Source organism: Niabella yanshanensis (assembly GCF_034424215.1).
GTDB lineage: Bacteria > Bacteroidota > Bacteroidia > Chitinophagales > Chitinophagaceae > Niabella > Niabella yanshanensis.
Genome location: NZ_CP139960.1, coordinates 2,821,921 through 2,842,672, shown reverse-complemented (window position 1 = coordinate 2,842,672; position 20,752 = coordinate 2,821,921). Strand labels below are relative to the sequence as shown.

Annotated in this window: 20 protein-coding genes; 8 read left to right on the top strand and 12 right to left on the bottom strand. The window is 42.7% G+C overall.

Annotated elements, in window-relative coordinates:
- Positions 1 to 166: 166 nt before the first annotated feature.
- Positions 167 to 3,097, top strand: a complete 2,931-nt coding sequence (locus U0035_RS11805) for a leucine--tRNA ligase (protein ID WP_114789997.1) — start codon at positions 167 to 169, stop codon at positions 3,095 to 3,097.
- A 68-nt stretch (positions 3,098 to 3,165) separates the two neighbouring features.
- On the opposite strand, the gene U0035_RS11800 is transcribed toward U0035_RS11805, so the two are convergent.
- Positions 3,166 to 3,588, bottom strand: a complete 423-nt coding sequence (locus tag U0035_RS11800) for a DUF4488 domain-containing protein (protein WP_114789996.1) — start codon at positions 3,586 to 3,588, stop codon at positions 3,166 to 3,168.
- Positions 3,589 to 3,953: 365 nt separating this feature from the next.
- Between U0035_RS11800 and U0035_RS11795 the strand changes: the two genes are divergently transcribed.
- On the top strand, positions 3,954 to 5,270 hold the full coding sequence (locus tag U0035_RS11795; protein WP_114789995.1) for an OmpA family protein: 1,317 nt from the start codon (positions 3,954 to 3,956) through the stop codon (positions 5,268 to 5,270).
- 163 nt (positions 5,271 to 5,433) lie between these two features.
- Positions 5,434 to 6,468 (top strand): Holliday junction branch migration DNA helicase RuvB, encoded by a 1,035-nt coding sequence (ruvB, locus tag U0035_RS11790; protein WP_114789994.1) that lies wholly within the window; start codon positions 5,434 to 5,436, stop codon positions 6,466 to 6,468.
- Positions 6,469 to 6,538: 70 nt separating this feature from the next.
- On the opposite strand, the gene U0035_RS11785 is transcribed toward ruvB, so the two are convergent.
- Positions 6,539 to 7,237, bottom strand: a complete 699-nt coding sequence (locus tag U0035_RS11785; RefSeq protein ID WP_114789993.1) for a response regulator transcription factor — start codon at positions 7,235 to 7,237, stop codon at positions 6,539 to 6,541.
- Positions 7,238 to 7,362: 125 nt separating this feature from the next.
- On the opposite strand from U0035_RS11785, the gene U0035_RS11780 reads away from it, so the two are divergent.
- Positions 7,363 to 8,952, top strand: a complete 1,590-nt coding sequence (locus tag U0035_RS11780) for a helicase HerA-like domain-containing protein (protein WP_245957651.1) — start codon at positions 7,363 to 7,365, stop codon at positions 8,950 to 8,952.
- Positions 8,953 to 8,970: 18 nt separating this feature from the next.
- Here U0035_RS11780 and U0035_RS11775 read toward each other — a convergent pair whose 3' ends face one another.
- Positions 8,971 to 9,237 carry a hypothetical protein gene (locus tag U0035_RS11775; RefSeq protein WP_114789992.1) on the bottom strand — a complete coding sequence of 89 codons (267 nt, stop codon included), beginning with the start codon at positions 9,235 to 9,237 and terminating at the stop codon, positions 8,971 to 8,973.
- 240 nt (positions 9,238 to 9,477) lie between these two features.
- Between U0035_RS11775 and U0035_RS11770 the strand changes: the two genes are divergently transcribed.
- Complete coding sequence (locus tag U0035_RS11770) at positions 9,478 to 10,332, top strand: alpha/beta hydrolase (protein WP_114789991.1); 855 nt, start codon at positions 9,478 to 9,480, stop codon at positions 10,330 to 10,332.
- An 8-nt stretch (positions 10,333 to 10,340) separates the two neighbouring features.
- The gene (locus U0035_RS11765) at positions 10,341 to 11,153 is read left to right on the top strand and encodes an alpha/beta hydrolase (RefSeq protein ID WP_211316365.1); all 813 of its coding nucleotides are present in this window, start codon (positions 10,341 to 10,343) and stop codon (positions 11,151 to 11,153) included.
- 137 nt (positions 11,154 to 11,290) lie between these two features.
- On the opposite strand, the gene U0035_RS11760 is transcribed toward U0035_RS11765, so the two are convergent.
- Positions 11,291 to 12,829 (bottom strand): DNA recombination protein RmuC, encoded by a 1,539-nt coding sequence (locus tag U0035_RS11760; RefSeq protein WP_114789989.1) that lies wholly within the window; start codon positions 12,827 to 12,829, stop codon positions 11,291 to 11,293.
- 171 nt (positions 12,830 to 13,000) lie between these two features.
- Here U0035_RS11760 and U0035_RS11755 point away from each other — a divergent pair, with 171 nt between their 5' ends.
- A complete protein-coding gene (locus tag U0035_RS11755; protein ID WP_114789988.1) occupies positions 13,001 to 13,537 on the top strand; it encodes a type 1 glutamine amidotransferase domain-containing protein in 537 nt (178 codons plus the stop codon).
- Positions 13,538 to 13,605: 68 nt separating this feature from the next.
- On the opposite strand, the gene U0035_RS11750 is transcribed toward U0035_RS11755, so the two are convergent.
- From U0035_RS11750 to U0035_RS11715, 8 genes are all read right to left on the bottom strand, one after another.
- Entirely contained in the window at positions 13,606 to 14,115 is a 510-nt protein-coding gene (locus U0035_RS11750) for a hypothetical protein (protein ID WP_114789987.1), read from the bottom strand.
- Between the two features lie 71 nt (positions 14,116 to 14,186).
- Entirely contained in the window at positions 14,187 to 14,588 is a 402-nt protein-coding gene (locus U0035_RS11745) for an SMI1/KNR4 family protein (protein ID WP_114789986.1), read from the bottom strand.
- A gap of 270 nt (positions 14,589 to 14,858) precedes the next feature.
- Positions 14,859 to 15,341: a GNAT family N-acetyltransferase gene (locus U0035_RS11740; RefSeq protein ID WP_114789985.1), complete on the bottom strand. Its 483-nt coding sequence runs from the start codon at positions 15,339 to 15,341 to the stop codon at positions 14,859 to 14,861.
- Positions 15,342 to 15,438: 97 nt separating this feature from the next.
- On the bottom strand, positions 15,439 to 15,864 hold the full coding sequence (locus U0035_RS11735) for a VOC family protein (RefSeq protein ID WP_114789984.1): 426 nt from the start codon (positions 15,862 to 15,864) through the stop codon (positions 15,439 to 15,441).
- Positions 15,865 to 16,177: 313 nt separating this feature from the next.
- Positions 16,178 to 17,218, bottom strand: coding sequence for a serine hydrolase domain-containing protein (locus U0035_RS11730; protein WP_114789983.1), 1,041 nt, complete (start codon positions 17,216 to 17,218; stop codon positions 16,178 to 16,180).
- A 345-nt stretch (positions 17,219 to 17,563) separates the two neighbouring features.
- Positions 17,564 to 18,004 carry a GNAT family N-acetyltransferase gene (locus U0035_RS11725; protein WP_211316364.1) on the bottom strand — a complete coding sequence of 147 codons (441 nt, stop codon included), beginning with the start codon at positions 18,002 to 18,004 and terminating at the stop codon, positions 17,564 to 17,566.
- Between the two features lie 116 nt (positions 18,005 to 18,120).
- Positions 18,121 to 18,465, bottom strand: a complete 345-nt coding sequence (locus tag U0035_RS11720) for a hypothetical protein (RefSeq protein ID WP_211316363.1) — start codon at positions 18,463 to 18,465, stop codon at positions 18,121 to 18,123.
- A gap of 122 nt (positions 18,466 to 18,587) precedes the next feature.
- On the bottom strand, positions 18,588 to 19,667 hold the full coding sequence (locus U0035_RS11715; protein ID WP_114789980.1) for a M23 family metallopeptidase: 1,080 nt from the start codon (positions 19,665 to 19,667) through the stop codon (positions 18,588 to 18,590).
- Between the two features lie 85 nt (positions 19,668 to 19,752).
- Here U0035_RS11715 and U0035_RS11710 point away from each other — a divergent pair, with 85 nt between their 5' ends.
- Positions 19,753 to 20,751 carry a 2-hydroxyacid dehydrogenase gene (locus tag U0035_RS11710; RefSeq protein WP_114789979.1) on the top strand — a complete coding sequence of 333 codons (999 nt, stop codon included), beginning with the start codon at positions 19,753 to 19,755 and terminating at the stop codon, positions 20,749 to 20,751.
- Position 20,752: the final 1 nt, after the last annotated feature.

Genomic DNA, 20,752 nt, shown 5'->3' with positions numbered 1-20,752 from the left:
GCTTTTAACCTTAGATTTTCCCGCCTCGCAAATTTAGTGTATCCGGTCTACAATGCTTAAATTTGCGCCTTTTAATGCATGGGCCTATAATGGCTACCCTGGAAAGACAAGGGGTAACCGTATTTCTGAGCTTGTGCATGCGGCATCATCAAAACAATAGTACTACATGGACTATAATTTTAACTCGATAGAGAAAAAGTGGCAACAGCAGTGGAAGGACAGCCAGGCTTATAAGGTAAGCAATGACAGCGAAAAGCCTAAATATTATGTACTGGATATGTTTCCTTATCCTAGCGGTGCGGGCTTACACGTCGGCCATCCACTCGGTTATATTGCCAGCGATATTTACGCACGTTACAAACGCCTGAAAGGGTTTAATGTACTGCACCCCATGGGTTACGATGCTTTTGGCTTACCTGCCGAGCAATACGCGATCGAGCATGGCGTACATCCTGCGGTATCAACCGATAAAAATATAGCTACTTTCCGCCAGCAACTGGATAATATTGGTTTTTGCTACGATTGGAGCCGTGAAGTGCGCACCAGCGATGCGCAATATTATAAATGGACCCAGTGGATCTTTTTACAACTATTTAAAAGCTGGTTCAATCGGAAAACACAAAAGGCGGAAAGCATTGATGAGCTGGTGAAAATATTTGAAGCAGAGGGGAACCGATATCACCCTTTTCCTAACGAAAAATACCAGGTGGCCAATTTCGGGCTGTATGTATTTAATGCGGCGGACTGGAAGTCGTTTGATGAAGCTACCCGCCAACATGTTCTGATGGAATATCGCCTGGCTTATTGTGGTTATGGTGAGGTGAACTGGTGTGAAGCATTGGGAACTGTTTTAGCTAACGATGAAGTGGTGAACGGTGTAAGCGAGCGCGGGGGGCACCCTGTGGTGAAAAAGAAATTACGTCAATGGTACCTGCGTATTACCGAGTATGCAGATCGCTTGTTGCAGGGCTTGCAAACGGTGGACTTCAGCGAAGCCATGAAAGAAATGCAAACCAACTGGATCGGTAAGAGCTCCGGCGCTGAAATTGAATTCCAGATCGCCAATCATAAAGCCAACCTGGTGGTATACACTACCCGTCCCGACACTATTATGGGTGTAGACTTTATGGTAATTGCTCCTGAACATGAACTGGTAAGACAAATTACTACCGAAGCACAGCAGAAGGAAGTAGATGAGTATATTGATTATGTGAATAGCCGAAGCGAACGCGAGCGTATGGCGGAGAAGCGTATCACAGGTGCTTTTACGGGTGCTTATGCGGTGAATCCTTTTGATGAAACCAAACATATTCCGATCTGGATCAGCGAATATGTTTTAGCCGGATATGGAACCGGCGCAATTATGGCGGTACCATGCGGAGATGAGCGTGACTATAGATTTGCACAGCAGTTTAATATACCTGTTACGAATATTATCGGTGAGCATTTTAACGGTGAAGATGCCAATGCTACCAAAGATGCGGTGCTGAGCAATTCAGGCTTCCTGGATGGGGTGCCCATGCGGGAAGCGATGGAACTGGTGATCAATGAAATTGAGAAACGCGGCATTGGTAAACGAAAGGTAAATTACAGGATGCGCGATGCTGCATTTAGCCGCCAGCGCTATTGGGGGGAACCATTCCCGGTAAAGTGGATCAACGGGGTAGCGTATCCTTTGGATGAAAGCGAGTTGCCTTTAACCCTGCCGGAAGTAGATTCTTATAGTCCGGGGCCTGAAGGAGAAGGTCCTTTGGCTAATATTCCGGAATGGACATCACAACACCTGGAGACGAATACGATGCCGGGCTATGCTGGTTCGTCCTGGTATTTCCTGCGTTATATGGATCCGCAAAACAACCAGGAATTTGCAGGGCGAAAAGCTACCGACTACTGGAACCAGGTGGACTTATACATTGGTGGTACCGAGCATGCGGTAGGCCATTTATTGTATAGCCGCCTGTGGACAAAAGCCTTGTACGACCTGGGCCATATTGGTTTTGACGAACCTTTTAAAAGACTGGTCAACCAGGGCATGATACAGGGTAGCAGCCGGTTTGTATACAGGATGCAGGCAATTGCAACCAAAGAAAATACGGGAGAAAAAGCAGAGTATCAGTTGATCTTAAGCAGTGATTATGCTACAAAGCTAACTAATGAGCTCCAGGAAGCTGATTCGGATTTCAAGCATCACGCAGCTATGAATAAATTAGTTCATGAAAAGCTACAGGACAAAGACTACATCATTCATTTCTCGCCGATTGTGAAGTTACATGTTGATGTAAACCTCGTTGATGGTTTTGAGTTGGATATAGAAAAATTTAAGCAATGGCGTAATGGAGAATATGCCAATGCTGAATTTATTTTGGAAAATGGCAAATACATCTGTGGCGCAGAAGTAGAGAAAATGTCCAAGTCTAAGTTTAATACCGTTAACCCGGATGACCTGGTAAATAAATATGGTGCAGACACATTTCGCATGTATGAAATGTTTTTAGGGCCTGTAGAAATGAGCAAGCCCTGGGATACCAAGGGTATTGAAGGGGTGCATCGTTTCCTTAAAAAATTATGGCGTTTATTCTATAAAGAAACCAATACCGGCGAATCGATCTGGCAGGTAACCGCCGATGCAGCATCAGATGCTGAGCAAAAGGTATTGCACCGCGCTATTAAGAAAATTGAAGACGATACTGAGCGCTTTAGCTTTAATACCGGTGTGAGCGGCTTTATGATATTGGTGAATGAGTTAACTGATCTAAAGTGCCATAAACAGGAAATATTACAATCGATGCTGATCATGCTGGCGCCTTATGCGCCGCATATTGCAGAAGAGTTATGGCATGCGTTAGGAAATACCAAATCGGTGATCGATGCAGCCTACCCTAAACTGGAAGAAAAATACCTGGTAGAAACCAGCAAAGAATATCCTGTTTCCATTAATGGTAAAATGCGTACTACGATGGTAATTGCCTTAACTGCAGAACAGGCAGAAGTAGAGCAATTGGTATTGGGTAACGAGGTGGTTCAAAAATGGGTAGAAGGTAAAACGCCTAAAAAGATCATCTACATCAAAAATAAAATGGTGAATATCGTTATTTAACTGTGTTTATCATCGATAAGCCTTATTACAAATCTCCGTTACAGACGGAGATTTTTTTATGTGTACCCTCAATTCACAACTATGGTAAACGGTACACGCCGGTAAGTTTCTTTACCATGAAAGTTTTTGATGGTATAGCTTATGGTAAGTGTATTGGGATTGTCCATTTGATACCTCAATACAACATTTGTTTGGTTCAATGTATTGGTCTCATGCTCTGTCACTTTTTCAATATAGGTAGAATCAGATTGTATTTCGTAGGAATCGCTAAGCGTTTTTACAAATCCGAGTGGTGTGAGTCTTACATTGGTAACCTCACCACCCGTGCCCAATATCTTTAAAAAGCCGGTAGGCCGGTTGTTGATCTGCATTTCCCAGATACCCGCCAGATTTTTTGTTTTGGGCTGAGGGTCTGCGACGAAGGCCGAAAGAAAAAAGGAGGTAAGAACCAGGGCCATACTTCTTGCCGTTTCAATTATGGTTTTTCTCATATCATTAATTTAACGATACCTGAATATACAGATATTCTGCTGCAGTTACAAGTGGCCTGATTATGGCGTTAGCGTAAAATAGCTCTAAAAACAGATAGATGTTTTAGTTTTAAAAATAGTTTGTAATTTAGGAATGCTTTTTGTGTATGAAAGATTTGCTGTTAAGTTCAAAGGTCCCTTACTGCCATGTGATTTTTCTCCATTTGAATGTTTACAGTTCTTGAGTTAGGGTTATTGGGCGATATAATTGCCACCTTGGGCGAGAAATGGGTTATTACGGCTAGCTTTTAAGTTCTGTAAATGACTGGCTTATAATTTCGTACCAGATAAAATCAAACCAAAATTCAAAATTTAAAAATACAATTATGTCAATCAACATTGTAGATCTTGTGAAGAACTATATATCTCCAGACCTGATAACAAGGGTAAGCACATCGCTTGGCGAAGGGGAGGATGGTATTTCAAAGGCGCTTTCGGGGTTGATACCTTCCATTCTGGGAGGCGTAGTAGCGAAGGGAACACAGTCGGAAGCAGATGCCGGACAATTGTTGCATGAGGCAAAAGAAGCTAACAATTCGGGTCTATTGGGCAATCTCAGCTCTTTTTTTGGTAACGCTGATTTACAGTCGCAGGGTACCGGTTGGTTTAATAAGATCTTTGATGGGCAGTCGAATATAATTATTGATACTATATCTAATTTTGCGGGTATAAAATCATCATCCTCCGGTTCGTTAATAAGCATGGTTACTCCATTAATTATGGGGTTACTGGGAAAGCAGGCAACTGAAAATAACATGGATGCCAATGGCTTCTCCCGGTTTTTAAATACGCAGAAATCGAATATTTTAAGTGCATTGCCTTCTGGTTTAGGTTCGCTGGCCTCTATGCTTGGCCTGGGGGCTTTAGGGAGCACTGCCCGGGAAACGCTTGAAAATGCCGAAGCAGCATCTACCGCAACGTATAACTATGCAGAGCAACAGGCAGAAAAAGCCGGCGGCGGCATGAAATGGTTGCTCCCGCTTTTGTTGTTGGCAGCACTTGCGTTTTTGCTCTGGTGGTTAATGGGTAAAGGCTGTAATAAGGGAGAGGGCACTACCGGTTCTGATACGGTAGTAACAGCCCCAATGGATACTGCTGCTACATTAGCTCCTGTTACAACAACTGGCGCCCTGGATACAGCAACCGGTAACTATATTTATGATGTAGGCGCCAATAAAGAAATCAAACTGGCAGATGGTACCACATTAACAGTGGGAGAAAACAGTACAGAAGCCCGGTTGTACCATATGCTTAACGATGCTGCGTTTACAGTAGATACAGTAAATAAGTCGGCAAACTGGGTGGTGTTGGACCGTGTGTATTTTGAAACGGGTAAATCGGTTTTAACTGCCGAGTCTGCAGCGCAGATATTGAATATTGCTTCTATTCTTAAAAATTTCCCTAAGGCAGCAATTAAACTGGGTGGTTATACTGACAATACAGGCGACGCTGCCATCAATAAAAAAGTATCGGCAGAGCGCGCTAAAATTGTTTCGCAGGAAATGATAAAAGCGGGTGCTGATGCGAAACAGGTAGTGGAAGCAGAGGGCTATGGTCCTGAGTTCCCTGTTTGTGAAGCGAACGATACTCCTGAGTGTAAAGCACAAAACAGGAGGGTAGACCTGAAAGTGGCTGTGAAATAAAAGGCTATACTACTAACCCATAAATGGAACCGTCTCTGCGAAGAGGCGGTTTTTTTGTAGGGCAAGAAGGTCTTCTATAAATTAGAGCCAACAAACTATGATACTCATTCCACAATCATTTAATCCTATAAATCACGGAACACATAATTATCTTTGACGAACAATGAGCAATCCGAATTTAAACAGAGAAAAGCAGGGGATGAATGCCGCTGAACGTGAGTTTGAAAATACTATCAGACCCGGGCAAATTAAAGAATTTGCCGGGCAGCCACAGCTTATTGAGAATCTTACCATATTCATAAGAGCTGCTAAGATCAGGGGCGAAGCGTTGGATCATGTGTTATTTCACGGACCACCCGGCCTTGGTAAAACTACGCTGTCGCGCATCGTGGCTAACGAGTTGGGGGTAAACATTAAGGAAACCAGTGGCCCTGTAATTGAAAAGCCGGGCGACCTGGCAGGTCTACTCACTTCCCTCGAGCCTAATGATGTATTGTTTATTGATGAGATACACCGGCTAAGCACCGTTGTAGAAGAGTATCTCTATGCCGCTATGGAAGACTACCGCCTGGATATATTAATTGATAGTGGTCCTAATGCCCGTAGTATACAGTTGTCGTTGAATCCCTTTACTCTAATTGGGGCTACCACCCGTAGTGGCTTGTTAACTGCTCCCCTTCTTTCGAGGTTTGCCATCAAATCTAGGTTGGAATATTATTCTGCCGAAACATTGACTAAAATTGTGTTGCGTGCCGCGAAGATTTTAGGGACTACGATATCTAACGCTGCCGCCAAAGAGATAGCCAAGCGCAGCCGTGCCACACCCCGTATTGCCAATGGCCTGTTGCGCCGTGTGCGCGATTTTGCACAGGTGCTCAACGACGGGGAAATTGACCTGGGTATTACACAACATGCGTTAAAAGCATTGAATGTAGATGAGTACGGTTTAGATGATATGGACAACCGCATACTGGTGGCAATTATTGATAAATTTAAAGGCGGTCCGGTAGGTATTACTACCATTGCTACTGCAGTGGGAGAAGAAGCAGGCACGCTCGAGGAAGTATATGAGCCATTTCTGATACAGGAGGGCTTTATGCAGCGTACACCCCGCGGCCGTGAGGTTACACATAAAGCTTATGAACATTTAGGAAAGAAACCCAATAGAGGAGGGAATAGTTTGGAGTTGAATTTTTAAATAGATCCCCAAAACAATTAGGCCACGGTTAAACCGCGGCCTAATTGTTTAATATGACTCCTGATGTATCTTAAGGCTGCACCACCAACCTGAAACCGTTACCATGAATATTCACGATCTCGATCTTATCATCTTCTTTTAGGTATTTACGCAGCTTGGCGATATATACGTCCATGCTACGACCGTTAAAATAAGTATCGCTGCCCCATATTTTCTTCAATGCCTGTTCGCGTGGCAGCAGGTCGTTTAAATGCTCAGCCAGCATTTTCAGCAATTCGTTTTCTTTGGGAGAAAGCGTTTGCGTATTATCGCCATGAATCAACTGGCGCAGCTTCGGGTTAAAATGATAGCTGGAGAGATTGTATTCTTTGTTCTCACTTTCTTTGTTCAGCTCTTCATTACGTTTTAAGATCGCTTTGATCTTCAATAATAAAACTTCGCTGTCAAAAGGCTTGGTGATGTAATCATCAGCTCCCAGTTTGTAACCTTGTATGATATCTTCTTTCATGGTTTTTGCACTCAAAAAGAACAAGGGCACATCTGCATCAATATCGCGTATTTCTTCTGCCAGCGTAAAGCCATCCATATGTGGCATCATTACGTCCAGCAGGCAAAGATCAAATTTCTCCCTCTGGAATGCAGCCAAACCCAGCCTTCCGTCTCTTTCGAGCGTTACATCATAATCGTTCAGCTCCAAATAATTTTTCAAGACGTTGCCAAGATTAGGATCATCTTCGCATAATAAAATATGTGGTTTATTTGCTTCCATTGTATTCGTTTTTAATGATTTCTAACAACAAATAAAGTTAATGGTTTTAATACATAAACAATACGGGCATGAATGTTTTGTTAAAGATGGAAAAATCATGCCATTTAAAAAACACTCACAATCATATGAGTGGAATATTTACTTTTGAACAAAACTATTTTCAAAACACAGCTATGTCTAATACATCCGCGTTTCTTGAAGCAGTAAATAATGGCTATGCCTTTAAAGGAGAAAAATTTAAAATAGGCCGCGCTATGCTGGACGGCCAGGTAGTGGAAGGTGCCGATGTATTCATCCCTTTTAAGACCTTAAACCGGCATGGTTTAATTGCGGGGGCTACAGGAACCGGTAAAACCAAAACCCTGCAGGTACTGGCTGAGGGATTAAGTGATGCGAGCATACCTGTGGTGTTAATGGATATTAAAGGTGACCTGAGCGGTATTGGAGCTGCGGGCACCAGCAATGAGAAAATAGAAAGCCGCTGCCAGCAATTGGGTGTGGAATTTAGACCCGCGGCTTACCCTTTAGAGTTTCTCACCTTGAGCAATGAAAAGGGTACCCGGCTGCGCGCCACAGTAAGTGAGTTTGGCCCCATACTGCTTTCGAAAATTCTCGATCTGAATGATACGCAAAGCGGGTTAGTGGCTATGATCTTTAAATATTGCGATGATAATAAGCTGCCTTTGCTCGACCTGAAAGACTTTATTAAAGTGCTGCAGTTTGTAAGTGATGAGGGTAAGACTGAACTGGAAAAAGACTATGGTAAAGTATCCACCACATCTACCGGAACGATATTAAGAAAGGTAATTGAACTGCAGCAACAGGGGGCAGATCTTTTTTTTGGCGAAAGAAGTTTTGATGTTGAAGACCTGATGCGCGTGAGTAACGATGGACGGGGCATGATCTCTATAGTACGGGTAACAGATTTACAGGATCGTCCCAAGTTATTTTCTACGTTTATGCTACAACTATTGGCAGAATTATATGCGTCCAGTCCGGAAGAAGGAGATATGGATCAGCCCAAGCTGGTACTGTTTATCGATGAAGCCCATTTGATTTTCAATGAAGCCAGCGAGGCTTTGTTAAGGCAGATTGAAACCATAGTAAAGCTTATTCGTTCAAAGGGTATTGGTATTTATTTCTGCACCCAAAACCCTATGGATGTGCCCGCTTCGGTATTGTCACAGCTGGGATTGAAAGTGCAACATGCTTTACGTGCTTTTACAGCGGCAGACAGGAAGGTAATTAAGCAAACAGCGGAGAACTATCCCGAGACCGCATTTTACAAAACAGATGAATTACTCACACAAGTGGGTATTGGTGAGGCTTTGATCACCATGCTCAATGAAAAAGGGGTGCCCACGCCGTTGGTGCACTGTATGCTGCGGGCGCCGCAAAGTCGCATGGATGTATTAACAGATGCTGAATTAAATGCCATTGCAGATAGCTCTAAAATAGCCCGGCATTATAATGAAGTGATTGACTCCAATAGTGCGTACGAGATATTAACCCAAAAGCTGGAAGCTGCGGCCAGCCAGAAAGAAGAAATTGCGCAGCAGAAAGAAGAAGCCAAAGCGCAAAAGGATGAGAAGGGTTTCTTCGATAATCCTATTGTAAAAAGCGTAGCACGTACTGCCGGTAATACTATTGTGCGATCCCTGCTGGGGGCTATCGGGCTCAGCGGCGGAAGCAGGAAAAGAAAAAGCTGGTTTTAACCAGCTTTTTTTATGCATTTAAAAATGTACGTCGATCAGGCTTTTCAGCGGAATTAAAGTTCCTGCCTTTAACGCAATGTAATTTTCTGTAAGCGACCAAACGGTGGTATGCACCGTGCGGGGGCCTTCGCTGGTATTGAAAGTGATGCTTGTTTTGCTTTTAAACTCGTTTCCCAGTCGTACGGCGTACTCTAATTTCTCTTTCCAGAACGCAGACTTGTCCTCCTCCGCAGGAAGGATGGTATAGCTGCTGATCTCCTCTTTTTCTATCAAATGTTCTAACATAGCAAATTGATTCTTAAGTCAAATTTAATGATAAATGATTGACGCTTAAAAAAACGCAATAGTTTTTATAGTTATGTTAAGGTATTAATTTTTAGCAATTGGGAAATTGTTTTTGGAAATATTTTTTAAGCCATTAAGAAATTCAGGCACATTAGGTCTTAATATTCTTAACCCCTTAATGGTTTTTTAAAGGGAGGCTATTTGCCATAAACATTAGTATCTGTAAGTACAAATATTAACATGCCTGCCTGGGGAATAACCATATTGATTGTATTGGCTGTTTATGCCGGCATTAGCATTGCTATTTATTACCTGCAGGAGTATTTTTTGTTCAAGCCCGAAAAGCTACCCAGGGATTTTCAATTCTTTTACGAGAACCAGCAGGTAGATGAATACAATTTAGAAACTCATGATGACGCTGTTGTAAACGGCCTGCACTTTAAAACCAGCCAACCCAAAGGCGTGGTACTGTATCTAAAGGGTAATTCCAAAAGTATTAAGGGCTGGGGCAAGTTTGCGGTGGATTTTACCCGGCATGGATATGACGTGATTATGTTTGACTACCGGGGATTTGGCAAAAGCACCGGCAGGCGTTCTCAGAAAGGCATTCAGCAGGATTTGCAGATGATTTATAACGAAGTAAAGAAAAAGGTAGAGGAGAAATATATCATTTTATACGGGAGGTCCCTGGGCTCGGGCTTTGCCACCAAGCTGGCTTCTGTCAATAATCCACGTATGTTGATATTGGAGTCGCCTTATTACAGCCTTAAAAAGGTAGCAGCTCAGTTTGTACCTTTTATGCCTTTGTCGTTGGCTTTGCGTTTTCCGCTTCCTACATATAAGTGGATCCGGTATGTGAAATGCCCCATCTTTATTATACATGGGACCAACGATAGGCTGATCCCGCTGGCATCATCGGTAAAGCTTTCGCAGATTAACCCGGACAGAACACGCTTGTATACAGTAATTGGAGGCGGACATAAGAACCTCAATAATTTTCCGCCTTATCATAAAATGCTCGAGGAGATTATTCATTATAAGGAGGCGCCCATTAACCTTGAAGGCAGTAGTTATCAAAAAGATCACAAACAATGAAACCAAATGTGAAGAAGATAATATACGGACTTCCGGGTATTTATATAATTGTCATGATGGGATTAGTTATGTTTCAGCAAAAGTTAATTTTCAGGCCGGAGAAGCTGGATGCGGCTTATCGCTTTTCTTTTGATCAACCTTTTAAAGAGCTTAATTTTAAAAGTTCCGATGGCGCGTTGTTGAATGCACTCTACTTTACCGTACCTGACCCTAAGGGGGCCATCCTCTATTTTCACGGCAATAAAGGCAGTTTAAGAAGGTGGGGAGTCATCGCTTCCGCATTTACTAAATATGGTTACAATGTGCTGGTGATGGATTACCGTGGATATGGTAAAAGTACCGGTGATATGTCTGAACTCAGTCTGCAAAACGATGCGCGGTTTTTTTATAAGGAATTACAGCAACAATTTCCGGAGGATCAGATCATCGTATATGGCCGTTCTTTGGGTACTCATTTCGCAGCGTTGGTCGCATCTGAAAACAAGCCACAGCGGCTGATATTGGAGTCGCCTTTTACCAGTATAATGGATGTTGCACAGGCCCGCTTTCCCATTCTACCCGTAAAGTATTTTCTAAAATTTCCTTTTAACAGCAGCCAATGTATTGAAAAGCTCAGTTGCCCTTTAACCATCTTTCACGGTACGGCAGATAAGGTGGTACCTTACCGCTTAGGCCGGCAATTGTTTGAGCAGGCAGCCGGTACAAACAAGGCATTGATCACTATTAATGCGGGCGCACATAATAACCTGGCAGAGTTTAAGGAGTATGGGGTGGAGATGGAAAGGGTTTTGGGAAGAGTTGTGTTGGAGCAGGGTGAATAAATTTTGCCAGAGCGAAATGAGCTGAGAAATCTGTGCAATAAGTCGAATCCCGCTCAGTAGCAGGAAATTCCTCTACTTCATCCCCATGGGATTCTGCCCGGAATGACGATCTTTTGCCTTTATGCTTTCACTAACAATCAATCTTCTCCCAAATCATTGTCTTCTCCCAGGTCTAGCTTGGCCTGCTGAAAATCTTTGGGCTTATTATAATTCAACAGAGACTTCATCTTACCCGCCTGTGAAAAGAAATTGTCTTTACCGGTATGCAGTTGCTTTACCGCATCATCATATTTGCCACGTGCATTTTCCAGGTGTTTGCCCACTGCATCCAGGTTCTCTACAAAGCTCACCAGCTTATCATACATTTTCACGGCGCGACTGGCGATTTCCATACTGTTTCGGTCGTTTCTTTCCCGCTTCCATAAATCGGCCAATAGCTTTAGGGCTGCAATAAGATTGGTCGGACTGATCAAAAGGATACGCCGGTCATACGCATATTCCCAAAGATTGGCATCACCCTTTAATGCTGCAAAATACGCGGCTTCATTTGGCACAAACATCATTACGAAATCCATCGACTTATCATAATCGTCATAGGCCTTCACATGAAGCTGGTCTATATGATTCTTTACCGCACGCGCATGCGCTAAAAGCTCAGCTTCCTGTGTAACTTCATCTTCTGCCTCTGCATATCTTATAAATGCATTCAATGATACCTTGGCATCTACAATCACATGCCGGCTATCGGGGTAAACAATCAAAGCATCCGGGCGCATTTTTTTGCCGCTGACTGCACTTAGCAAGGCTTTGCCATCGGGGCCAAACAGCTGGTACTCCATAAAAAACTCTTCGTTCTTACGGAGCCCCGATTTGTCCAGTATCTTTTCCAGTATTAACTCACCCCAACGGCCCTGCGTTTTTGATTCGCTTTTTAAAGCCCTGGTTAAATTTTGCGCTTCCTTACTTAACTGCTGGTTCAGCAACAGCAGGTTCTTTACTTCGTTCTGCAAGGAGAAGCGTTCATTGCTTTCTTTACCATAGGCATCCTGCACCTGCTGCTTAAACTCGCGGATGTTCTGTCCCAGCGGCTCCAGTAAGTTTTTCATATTGTTCTTATTGAGCTCGGTAAAAGTGCTGGTTTTAGTTTCCAGTATCCGGTTGGCAATATTCTCAAATTCGGTGTTGAACTTTTTGCTCATGGCCTCCATTTCTTCTTTCTGTGTATGCAGCTTTTCGGTTAGCGCTTTATTGGTAGCCAATGAAGTAGCTAATTGCTGATGCAATGCTCCCTGCTCAGCCTGCAAGTTTTCGCTTAAAGAGCGGGTTCTCAGGTATTCATTATTTTTTTCAATAAGGGTTTGCCGGTTCGTATCATAAGCTGCTTTAACGGCAGCGTATTGCTGACGACTATTATCCAGTTCGGTACTCAAAGCAAGCAGATCGGCCTTAATAATATGATATTCCTGCTGACGATCAGCTAGTTGCTGTTGTGCCGCGGCCAGTTCTGAAGCCGATGTTGCCTTCAGGGCTATCAGCTCCCTATCCAGCTCGTTATATTTTATTTGCGCTTCATCTTTAACGGACTGAATGCCAGATGTAGCGCGGCTTTTACCCAAAAGCCATCCAATCAGTAATCCTGCAATAACGCCAATCGATGTGTAAATAATCATTTCCATTCTGAATAATATATGCTGTCTACGAAAATAAGTATTGCGATAGCAAAACCGCTACGGTTTCCCGCTTTTGAATTTATTTAACAGAATAGCTGGTGCATTTGTTTTTTCAGGTGTGGTTTTTGGATTTCTTACCCCGATAATTATAATCTTGAACCCTCAAAAACTGAAATCATGAGCAAGAAAATAGCTATTTTAGCCACCCATGGATTTGAAGAAAGTGAATTGAAATCGCCCAAAGAACATTTGGAACAACAGGGCTGGATCACTCATATTGTAAGCCTGGAACCAGGTACTATCAAAGCCTGGGCCGATAAAGACTGGGGGCAGGAATATATTGTAGATGTAATTGTCGACCAGGTATCAGCCGATGATTATGATGCTTTGGTAATACCCGGCGGTGTGCTAAACCCCGATAAGTTAAGGGTAAACGATGCGGCTGTTAGTTTTGTACAAGCCTTCTTCGGACAAGGTAAGCCCGTAGCAGCTATTTGCCATGGTCCGCAGGTATTGATCAACGCGGGCGTGGTAGAAGGCCGCCGCATGACCTCGGTAAAAGCCATTAGCCTCGATTTAATTAATGCCGGCGCCGATTGGGTAGATGAAGAAGTAATTGTAGATGAAGGATTAGTCACCAGCCGCACACCGGAAGACCTGCCTGCCTTTAATAAGAAGATGGTGGAGGAGATTAGTGAAGGCGTGCATGCCTGAGTATAATGAAGGCAGAACTATAGCGCAACAGTTAGTATTTACAGCAGTAGACACTGGTCTAATTCCTATTATTCTTTGTCGCGAAACTTTTTAACTACTTCATCGGTTGACAACCCCAAAGACTGTGTAGCATTATAAGCCACCAAATAGTCGGTATGGTTACGATAATTGTGATGTAGTTCAGTAATATTTTCGTCTTTAAAATCCGGAAGAAAATACAAGATATCAATCAGCTCAAATGGATTGGTAATGGTCGGCATCGTGTTCAAAACAATGTCGGCCATTTTTGTATCCCGACATATTTGAAAAATGGAATGCGCAATGGTTACCTTCATGGGCCCTTCGGCGCTGTTTAACAAGTCATACAATTTCGACAGTGCGGATTTGGATTTGATATATCCCAGCCCGATGACGGGCCAGTGATCTTTGAGGCTTACGATATTTATCAGCTCTGCTTCCGCTATTTTCAGCTCTTCTTTTGTTAGTTTATCCAATACATCGATGGGAACGCCATCCTTTCTTTGTGCCCAGGTATTGGCGTTTAAAAAATCTTTTCTGAAGAGGTCGATATTTTTCATGGTTCAATTTTACGACATCTTTCATGATGTCGTAAATAATATACTTTTACGATATCAGCCATTTTTGATGATTATTTATCCAACAATTCATCAATTCTTTCAGCCACTTTTTCCGTTTTGCCCGTCTCGTGATACCAGGTAAAAATGGCATCACTTAGTTGTTTATTAAGTTTACTTATGGGTAACAATACCAAATGATCGCCGCTTCCGTTGGATGCAATCGCTATTGCGTCAGCCGGGAAATTGCGCCAGTTTCTGGCCAGCCTGGTTTCCAAACCAATATGATTACAGGTTCTGCTGATTCTTTTATGATTGGATTGGTCGAAGAATGGATAAAGGTGCCAGTAATCGTATTGGGTGGCTAATGGTCCGCCGTTTTCTTTGATCATTTTGGCTTTAAAATGTTCGGGGAAAAAGACCTCCAGTTCCTCTTCTGTTTCAACAATATATTTGACGTCTAGTGGAAACGGCATTGTATGCTTGGTTAAAGCTCTGGTTCAATTGATTTGTGTGATAGTATTTAGTTGGCAATCTCTTTCGTTGTCAATTTAATCAATAGGCCTCGTCATAGCGCGAAACTACCTCTAAAGGTCTTGGAAATATTTCTTTGGCAGCTTCTTATAAGGTTCTAATTCGGATCGCAGTTTCATAGCTAAATATTAATTGGGTTTTGAGATTTTAGTTCCCCAAAGAATTTACTAATATAGTCATTTTTAGCAAATAAAAAGAAGATCGACCCAATATCAGGATAGCTTATAAATATACTCTTCTATTTCTGTTTGACGGGCGTTTGCAAAACCTTTATCAGAGCCCACTTTAACAAACCCACATTTTTCTAAAACCTTTTGAGAACCAAAATTGTCAAACGCTACCCGTCCATAAATGGGCCTTGTTAACTCTTCTTCCAAAAACTTTTTCAGTGCCTGGGTCGCAATGCCCTGCGCCCAAAATTGCTGGTCTAACCAATAAGTGATTTCTGCATGGCCTTCCATCACAAATTTAGCAACACTCCCTATAATGTTACTATCCAATAAAACTGTATGATTATTGGTAGTGGGGTCGGCTAATATCTTTTTATATTTGGTTATATAGGCAGCTTTATCCGTTGGATCTTTAGGCGTAAAGGCAGCTAAGTAAATAGCCTCGGGATCTGTTTGAAACAAAAACAAATGCTCCAAGTCGGCAACGGTGGTGGGCCTGAGTTTTAGGTTTATACCAGCTTCCATTTTTTTAAGTGGGTTATATATACCTCTAAGATACAACGACCGGGCGACAGTAAATGTAGATCAAACTATCATCCCGGCCGGTAACTGCAATTTACTTTTATTGTGCAGCAAAGTCTACCATCCACTCAATGCCATATTTATCCCTAAACATGCCAAAATAAGAGCCCCATGGACTGTCGCCAATAGGAAACTCCACTTGTCCGCCTGCCGAAAGCCCGTTAAATAACAGGTCCGCCTCTTCTTTACTGTCGGCGCTAATGGAGATCTTACTCCTATTTTCGTTTTCGTTTACTTTTCCCAAAAACGAGGGAACATCATTTCCCATCAGCGTATTGTTCTTGCCAATGGGTAAGGCAATATGCATGATCTTATTTTCGTCTTCCGTGGCTACCGGAACGTCCGCGCCTGCTATATCTTTCATACGTACGATCCTTGTGAATTCGCCGCCAAATACCGATTGGTAAAAGGTAAATGCTTCTTCTGCATTTCCGTTGAAGTTGATATGTGGATTAATGAGTGCCATAAATAATCATTTAGTATTTTTAATACTCAAACCTACTGCTTAAACAGGGAATAAATAAGTAAGTTTACGTCAAAAAGGAGGTGGTTCGCGCCACCAAAGAAATGTGATTTATTTTTACAGCTCCATACGAACTTACGGAAGTACAATGCCTTCTTAAATTCTACTCTGTAAGCAACACCAGTTTAAGCACTCGTATTCGGGATAGCATGTGGCCTTTCGGCTTCGACCGCACCCGCCTTATTAAGCGCTTCGACGACATTTTCGCAATAGGTATACTATCCGATAGTTGGTAGGCCTTATCTTTTAAAATATTTTATTTGCTGAAATAATAATCAGCCAGCTTATTGGCGATGGTACGGGGATTGGCTTCATCGGTGTTCGTAAGAATAATAATCGAGAGGCCATCGTTCACGAAATGGGCGAAGACCGATCTGAAACCTATATTAGCGCCACCGTGCTGCACTAATGGGTGTCCTTTATATTCTTCTACAAACCAGCCCAACCCATAGTATTCTTTTGAGTCCGCTTTATCTGAGGTTTTGATATGGGGCTGCCATAGTTTTTCCCAGCTGGCTTTTTTGAGAATGATTTTTTTATCACGCATGGCCTGCTCCCATTTAATCATATCGGATGATGTAGACAGAAATCCGCCGCTAGGTCGTATGGCGTACATAGCTGTAGCATTGATAAGGCTGTCTTTATAGTGCATATATCCGTTAGCTCGCCGGGGAATGATTTGATAAAAATCAGTAACGTAACTATTGAGCATTCCTGCGGGTACAAATAATGCCTTGTGGATGTAATCCTGCCAGGGCATTCCGCTTGCCCTTGTTATAATTTCTGCCAGCATAAAGTAACCGAGGTTACAATACTGGAACTTTTCACCAGGTTTAAATACAAGGGGCAAAGAATAGGCAGACTTAATAATATCTATGTCCGGCTGAATTTTATTATTGTCATAAGCGGGCCCTTCTCTTTGCAGGCCGGATGTATGGGACATCAGATGCTTTATGATAATGGGCCGCCATGTTTCCGGCGCGTCAGGAAAAAAACGGTGTACAGAATCATCAATGCTTAATACACCCTCTTCCATTAATTTTAGAATGGCGGTGGTAAAAAACTGCTTGCTTATAGAGCCGAGCCGGATGACGGTTTTTGAATCCACAGGCACTTCTAATTCTGCGTTAGCTAACCCATAACCTTTATTAACAATAGCTTTCCCGTTTTTGATAATCGCCAGCGAAAGGCCCACAATTTTTTGCTGTTCCATCATTTGTTTAACAATGATATCAGTACTGTCAACCTGTGCAAAACACACAATTGGGAAAAGAAGTAGAAGCAGCAATTTGTTCATTTGTGGTATGTTTTTAATGAATGAGGGAAGATTTCCCGCAAAGAAAAATGATCGGTAATCTCAGTTGCGGCGGAATGATCTCAGGCGTTCCTCATTCACCGTTGGCCCGGCCATTTTGCTAATGTAGCCATTTTTCTGTTACGGAATATTGTACTTACAATTAGTGGCGTACCTATGGCACGCGCATCGTGGCGTTGAAATTCGGCTACCAAGGTTGTTCTTGACGGAACTTAAAAACACGAAAATAGGATGTAGATATAACCTATTGTTAGCTTTCGTAATCTTACATCATTGATTTCAGATTTGCGTGCCGATATAATCCTTGAAGAAACTTTATGGGTCCTTTCACAAAGCCTTTTCAAAACAAATACTGCTCGCTACATTTTCGTACGGGCAGTAGTTGGCGATAATCTGATAACCGGTTTTCTGATAAAGCCTGATGGCTTCGGGCATTTGATCACCGGTTTCTAATATGCATTTTTTGTAACCCAGTTCCTTTGCCCACGCTTCCAGCTCCTGCAACATGGCTACAGCAATGCCGTTGCCGCGCATGTCGGGTTGTACAAACATTCTCTTTATTTCCATGACGTAGTGGTCATAGGGCTTCATGGCGCCACAACCTGCAGGTGTATTGCCCTTGAAAGCAACAATAACGTTTTTGATGAGGTCTGTTTTATTAAACTGAGCAAAGAAATCGTTGCTGTCCCCGTTTCGTTTGGCCAGGTCCTTATCCAGCTCAACAACCAGATGCAGGAAATTATTGTCACCAGAATTAGTTCTGCGCATTGTTATCATTGTTCCTTTTATTTTTATCTTAGTATTGCCTGTGTTAAAATTTATTGGTTGCACTTATTTTAATGCCATTGTCACAAAATCGGCCATACATTGTAGACCAGCCGGCTTTATTCGTAATACCAATAAATAAATATGCTGTCTGCATTTCTACAGATGTCTTCTACCGGTTCGTTTTTAATGTTTTCATAGGCTTCAAATTCGTTTAATATTTTTCCGATTTCGGTTGCATATTTTTTATCCTTTGTAGCTATATATTTTTCACATAAACATGTAGCAATGTCCATTTTTGCATTGTGATAATTATAGCCTTCGTGATCACGCCCGAATACCGACTTTTTATATTTGCTGTCACAGTCCTGAACTTTAATGTTTTTCGCTATATCCGGGTTTACAAATCTAAAAACCAGGAATAGACATAAGATAACTGCGGCTATTTTAAATTTTTTCTTCATTTTCATAAGCATACAATTTACTACACACCGTCTATAACGTGCCAACGGCTGGTAAGCATTCGTGCTAGGCCCAACTGTTTAATGCGAGTTCATTAGTACTTAGCACAAAGGTTTCATTCCCGCTATTTCGGCACAAACCCGGCAACACTATCTCTTACTGTTACATGGAGCCAATTGTCCGATCGTGCCTGAAATTTAAGAGGTTCATTTTTATTAAGCTGCATAAGTGGAGGGTATTTAGTGCCGGGACCTTTACGAAGCGGCCCACTGCGGGATAGTTTAGCCTGGGGATCGATAGTAAATGCCCGGTCGGCAGGAACGGGCAACTCCTTTATAAAAGCCAAAGGGTCTACTGCGCCGTCATTGCCGTAGATACCGAAATGCAGATGCGGAGCCCCTCCTGCGGCATTTCCCGTATTGCCCACGAAACCCAATGTGTCTCCGCGTTTCACTGCATCACCGCTGTTTACTATAAAGCTGTCAAGGTGCGCATAATATACATTAAAGCCAGCAAGGTTTTCACGTAACCAAACCTGTTTGCCGCCTAATCCTCTGTCACCCGCAAAACCAATGCGGCCATCGGCCACCGCCGCTATCGGCGTGCCTCTTGGCGCAAAAATATCAATGCCCTCATGCAAGCGTGCTCCTCCATCGCGATTGGCCCCCCAAAAACTTTGAATAGCAGTATTGTTTTTACCGGCTACGGGAAATTGATAGGAAGGTTGTTTATAGATCTTAAAATGAAAGATGCCCGAATCGTTTACCCCTGGCTGCAGGCTGATACGCACACTGTCGTCATCTTGTGCGGTCCAATAAGCACTGCCTGCTTTTTCTGCCAATTCGGCCAGCAGGGTTTTGCTGGCTGCCGGGTCTCCATTAAAAAATTCCAGTATAAAACGGCTGCTATCGGCGGGTTTTTTAATTTCAGCTATTAGCTGTTCTCCTCTTTTGACAGATACCGTATAAACCAGGGCCGATGCATCTGCATGTTTTATTTGTATGCTTGCAATATAAGGGATATCTACCTGTAGCGGGGTCGCCATAGCTCGTTCGTGTGATGCCTTCCATACCTTAAACAGGCTGTCCTTTTTACTAAAGCCGCTTTCGTATTTACCACGAACGGTATTTTGCAGCAACGGACGTATCTGCTTGCAGGCAGGGATGAGAAAGATCAGCAATACATAAAAGGTCCAGCGTTTCATACCTTTTAATAATACAAAACTGTGCCGGAGATAGAGATATAAAGTAGATGACTAAATTTGTCTTTTTAACTTATAACCTTCTACTTTGAAAATTACATTCTTCTCCGCAAAACCTTACGATAAAGAAAGTTTCCTGCATGCCAATGAAGCATACGGATTCGAATTTGAATTTTTTGAAACCGAGTTAAGTGCACCTACGGTGGAAATGGTGCAAAGCAGTGAAGTAGTATGTGCCTTTGTAAATGATAAGCTGAACAGGCAGGTATTGGAGGCCTTGGCTGTAAAAGGGGTGAAAATGATAGCGCTGAGATGTGCCGGTTTTAATAACCTGGATATAGAAGCTGCGCGCGAACTGGGTATCAGGGTGTGCCGTGTACCGGCTTACTCACCCGAGGCTGTAGCAGAACATGCATTGGCAATGGTTATGGCGCTGAACCGTAAAACGCATAAAGCGTATAACCGGGTACGCGAGCAGAACTTTTCCTTGCAGGGACTATTGGGTTTTAACCTCTACCAGAAAACCGTAGGCGTAATAGGTACCGGCAATATAGGAAAAGCTTTTTGCCGGATGATGCTCGGAATGGGCTGCAATGTTCTGGCATTTGATCTGATTGCAGATAAAAACCTGGAAGCCGAAGGAGTGGTATTTCTGCCATTGATAATGTTGCTGCAACAGAGTGATATCATTTCCCTGCACTGCCCGCTGAATGAGCAAACCACTCATTTAATCGATAAACAAACCATTCCTTTTATGAAAAGGGGAGTAATGATCATCAATACCGGTCGGGGTAAGCTGATAGATACCAAAGACGCGATAGACGCTTTAAAAACCGGTCATATCGGCTACCTGGGTATAGATGTTTATGAGCAGGAAGAAAAGCTGTTCTTTAAAGATCTTTCTACTCATATTATACAGGATGATATGATACAGCGCCTGATGAGTTTTCCCAATGTATTGGTTACTGCCCACCAGGCTTTTTTTACAAAAGAAGCTTTGGAGCAAATTGCTGCAGTAACGCTTGACAGCATAGCAACTTTAAATAAAGGGGAGCAACCTGCTACAAAAGGAGCCCTTGTTGTGTAGG

Bases quoted from the DNA above. Each gene is read 5' to 3' on its own strand.
- U0035_RS11800 (WP_114789996.1), bottom strand. From the start codon at position 3,588: ATGAGAAAAACCATAATTGAAACGGCAAGAAGTATGGCCCTGGTTCTT.
- U0035_RS11760 (WP_114789989.1), bottom strand. From the start codon at position 12,829: ATGGAAATGATTATTTACACATCGATTGGCGTTATTGCAGGATTACTG.
- U0035_RS11775 (WP_114789992.1), bottom strand. From the start codon at position 9,237: ATGTTAGAACATTTGATAGAAAAAGAGGAGATCAGCAGCTATACCATC.
- U0035_RS11795 (WP_114789995.1), top strand. From the start codon at position 3,954: ATGTCAATCAACATTGTAGATCTTGTGAAGAACTATATATCTCCAGAC.
- U0035_RS11725 (WP_211316364.1), bottom strand. From the start codon at position 18,004: ATGCGCAGAACTAATTCTGGTGACAATAATTTCCTGCATCTGGTTGTT.
- U0035_RS11780 (WP_245957651.1), top strand. From the start codon at position 7,363: ATGAGTGGAATATTTACTTTTGAACAAAACTATTTTCAAAACACAGCT.
- U0035_RS11735 (WP_114789984.1), bottom strand. From the start codon at position 15,864: ATGGCACTCATTAATCCACATATCAACTTCAACGGAAATGCAGAAGAA.
- ruvB (WP_114789994.1), top strand. From the start codon at position 5,434: ATGAGCAATCCGAATTTAAACAGAGAAAAGCAGGGGATGAATGCCGCT.
- U0035_RS11805 (WP_114789997.1), top strand. From the start codon at position 167: ATGGACTATAATTTTAACTCGATAGAGAAAAAGTGGCAACAGCAGTGG.
- U0035_RS11720 (WP_211316363.1), bottom strand. From the start codon at position 18,465: ATGAAGAAAAAATTTAAAATAGCCGCAGTTATCTTATGTCTATTCCTG.
- U0035_RS11740 (WP_114789985.1), bottom strand. From the start codon at position 15,341: ATGGAAGCTGGTATAAACCTAAAACTCAGGCCCACCACCGTTGCCGAC.
- U0035_RS11730 (WP_114789983.1), bottom strand. From the start codon at position 17,218: ATGAACAAATTGCTGCTTCTACTTCTTTTCCCAATTGTGTGTTTTGCA.
- U0035_RS11770 (WP_114789991.1), top strand. From the start codon at position 9,478: ATGCCTGCCTGGGGAATAACCATATTGATTGTATTGGCTGTTTATGCC.
- U0035_RS11745 (WP_114789986.1), bottom strand. From the start codon at position 14,588: ATGCCGTTTCCACTAGACGTCAAATATATTGTTGAAACAGAAGAGGAA.
- U0035_RS11755 (WP_114789988.1), top strand. From the start codon at position 13,001: ATGAGCAAGAAAATAGCTATTTTAGCCACCCATGGATTTGAAGAAAGT.
- U0035_RS11785 (WP_114789993.1), bottom strand. From the start codon at position 7,237: ATGGAAGCAAATAAACCACATATTTTATTATGCGAAGATGATCCTAAT.
- U0035_RS11750 (WP_114789987.1), bottom strand. From the start codon at position 14,115: ATGAAAAATATCGACCTCTTCAGAAAAGATTTTTTAAACGCCAATACC.
- U0035_RS11715 (WP_114789980.1), bottom strand. From the start codon at position 19,667: ATGAAACGCTGGACCTTTTATGTATTGCTGATCTTTCTCATCCCTGCC.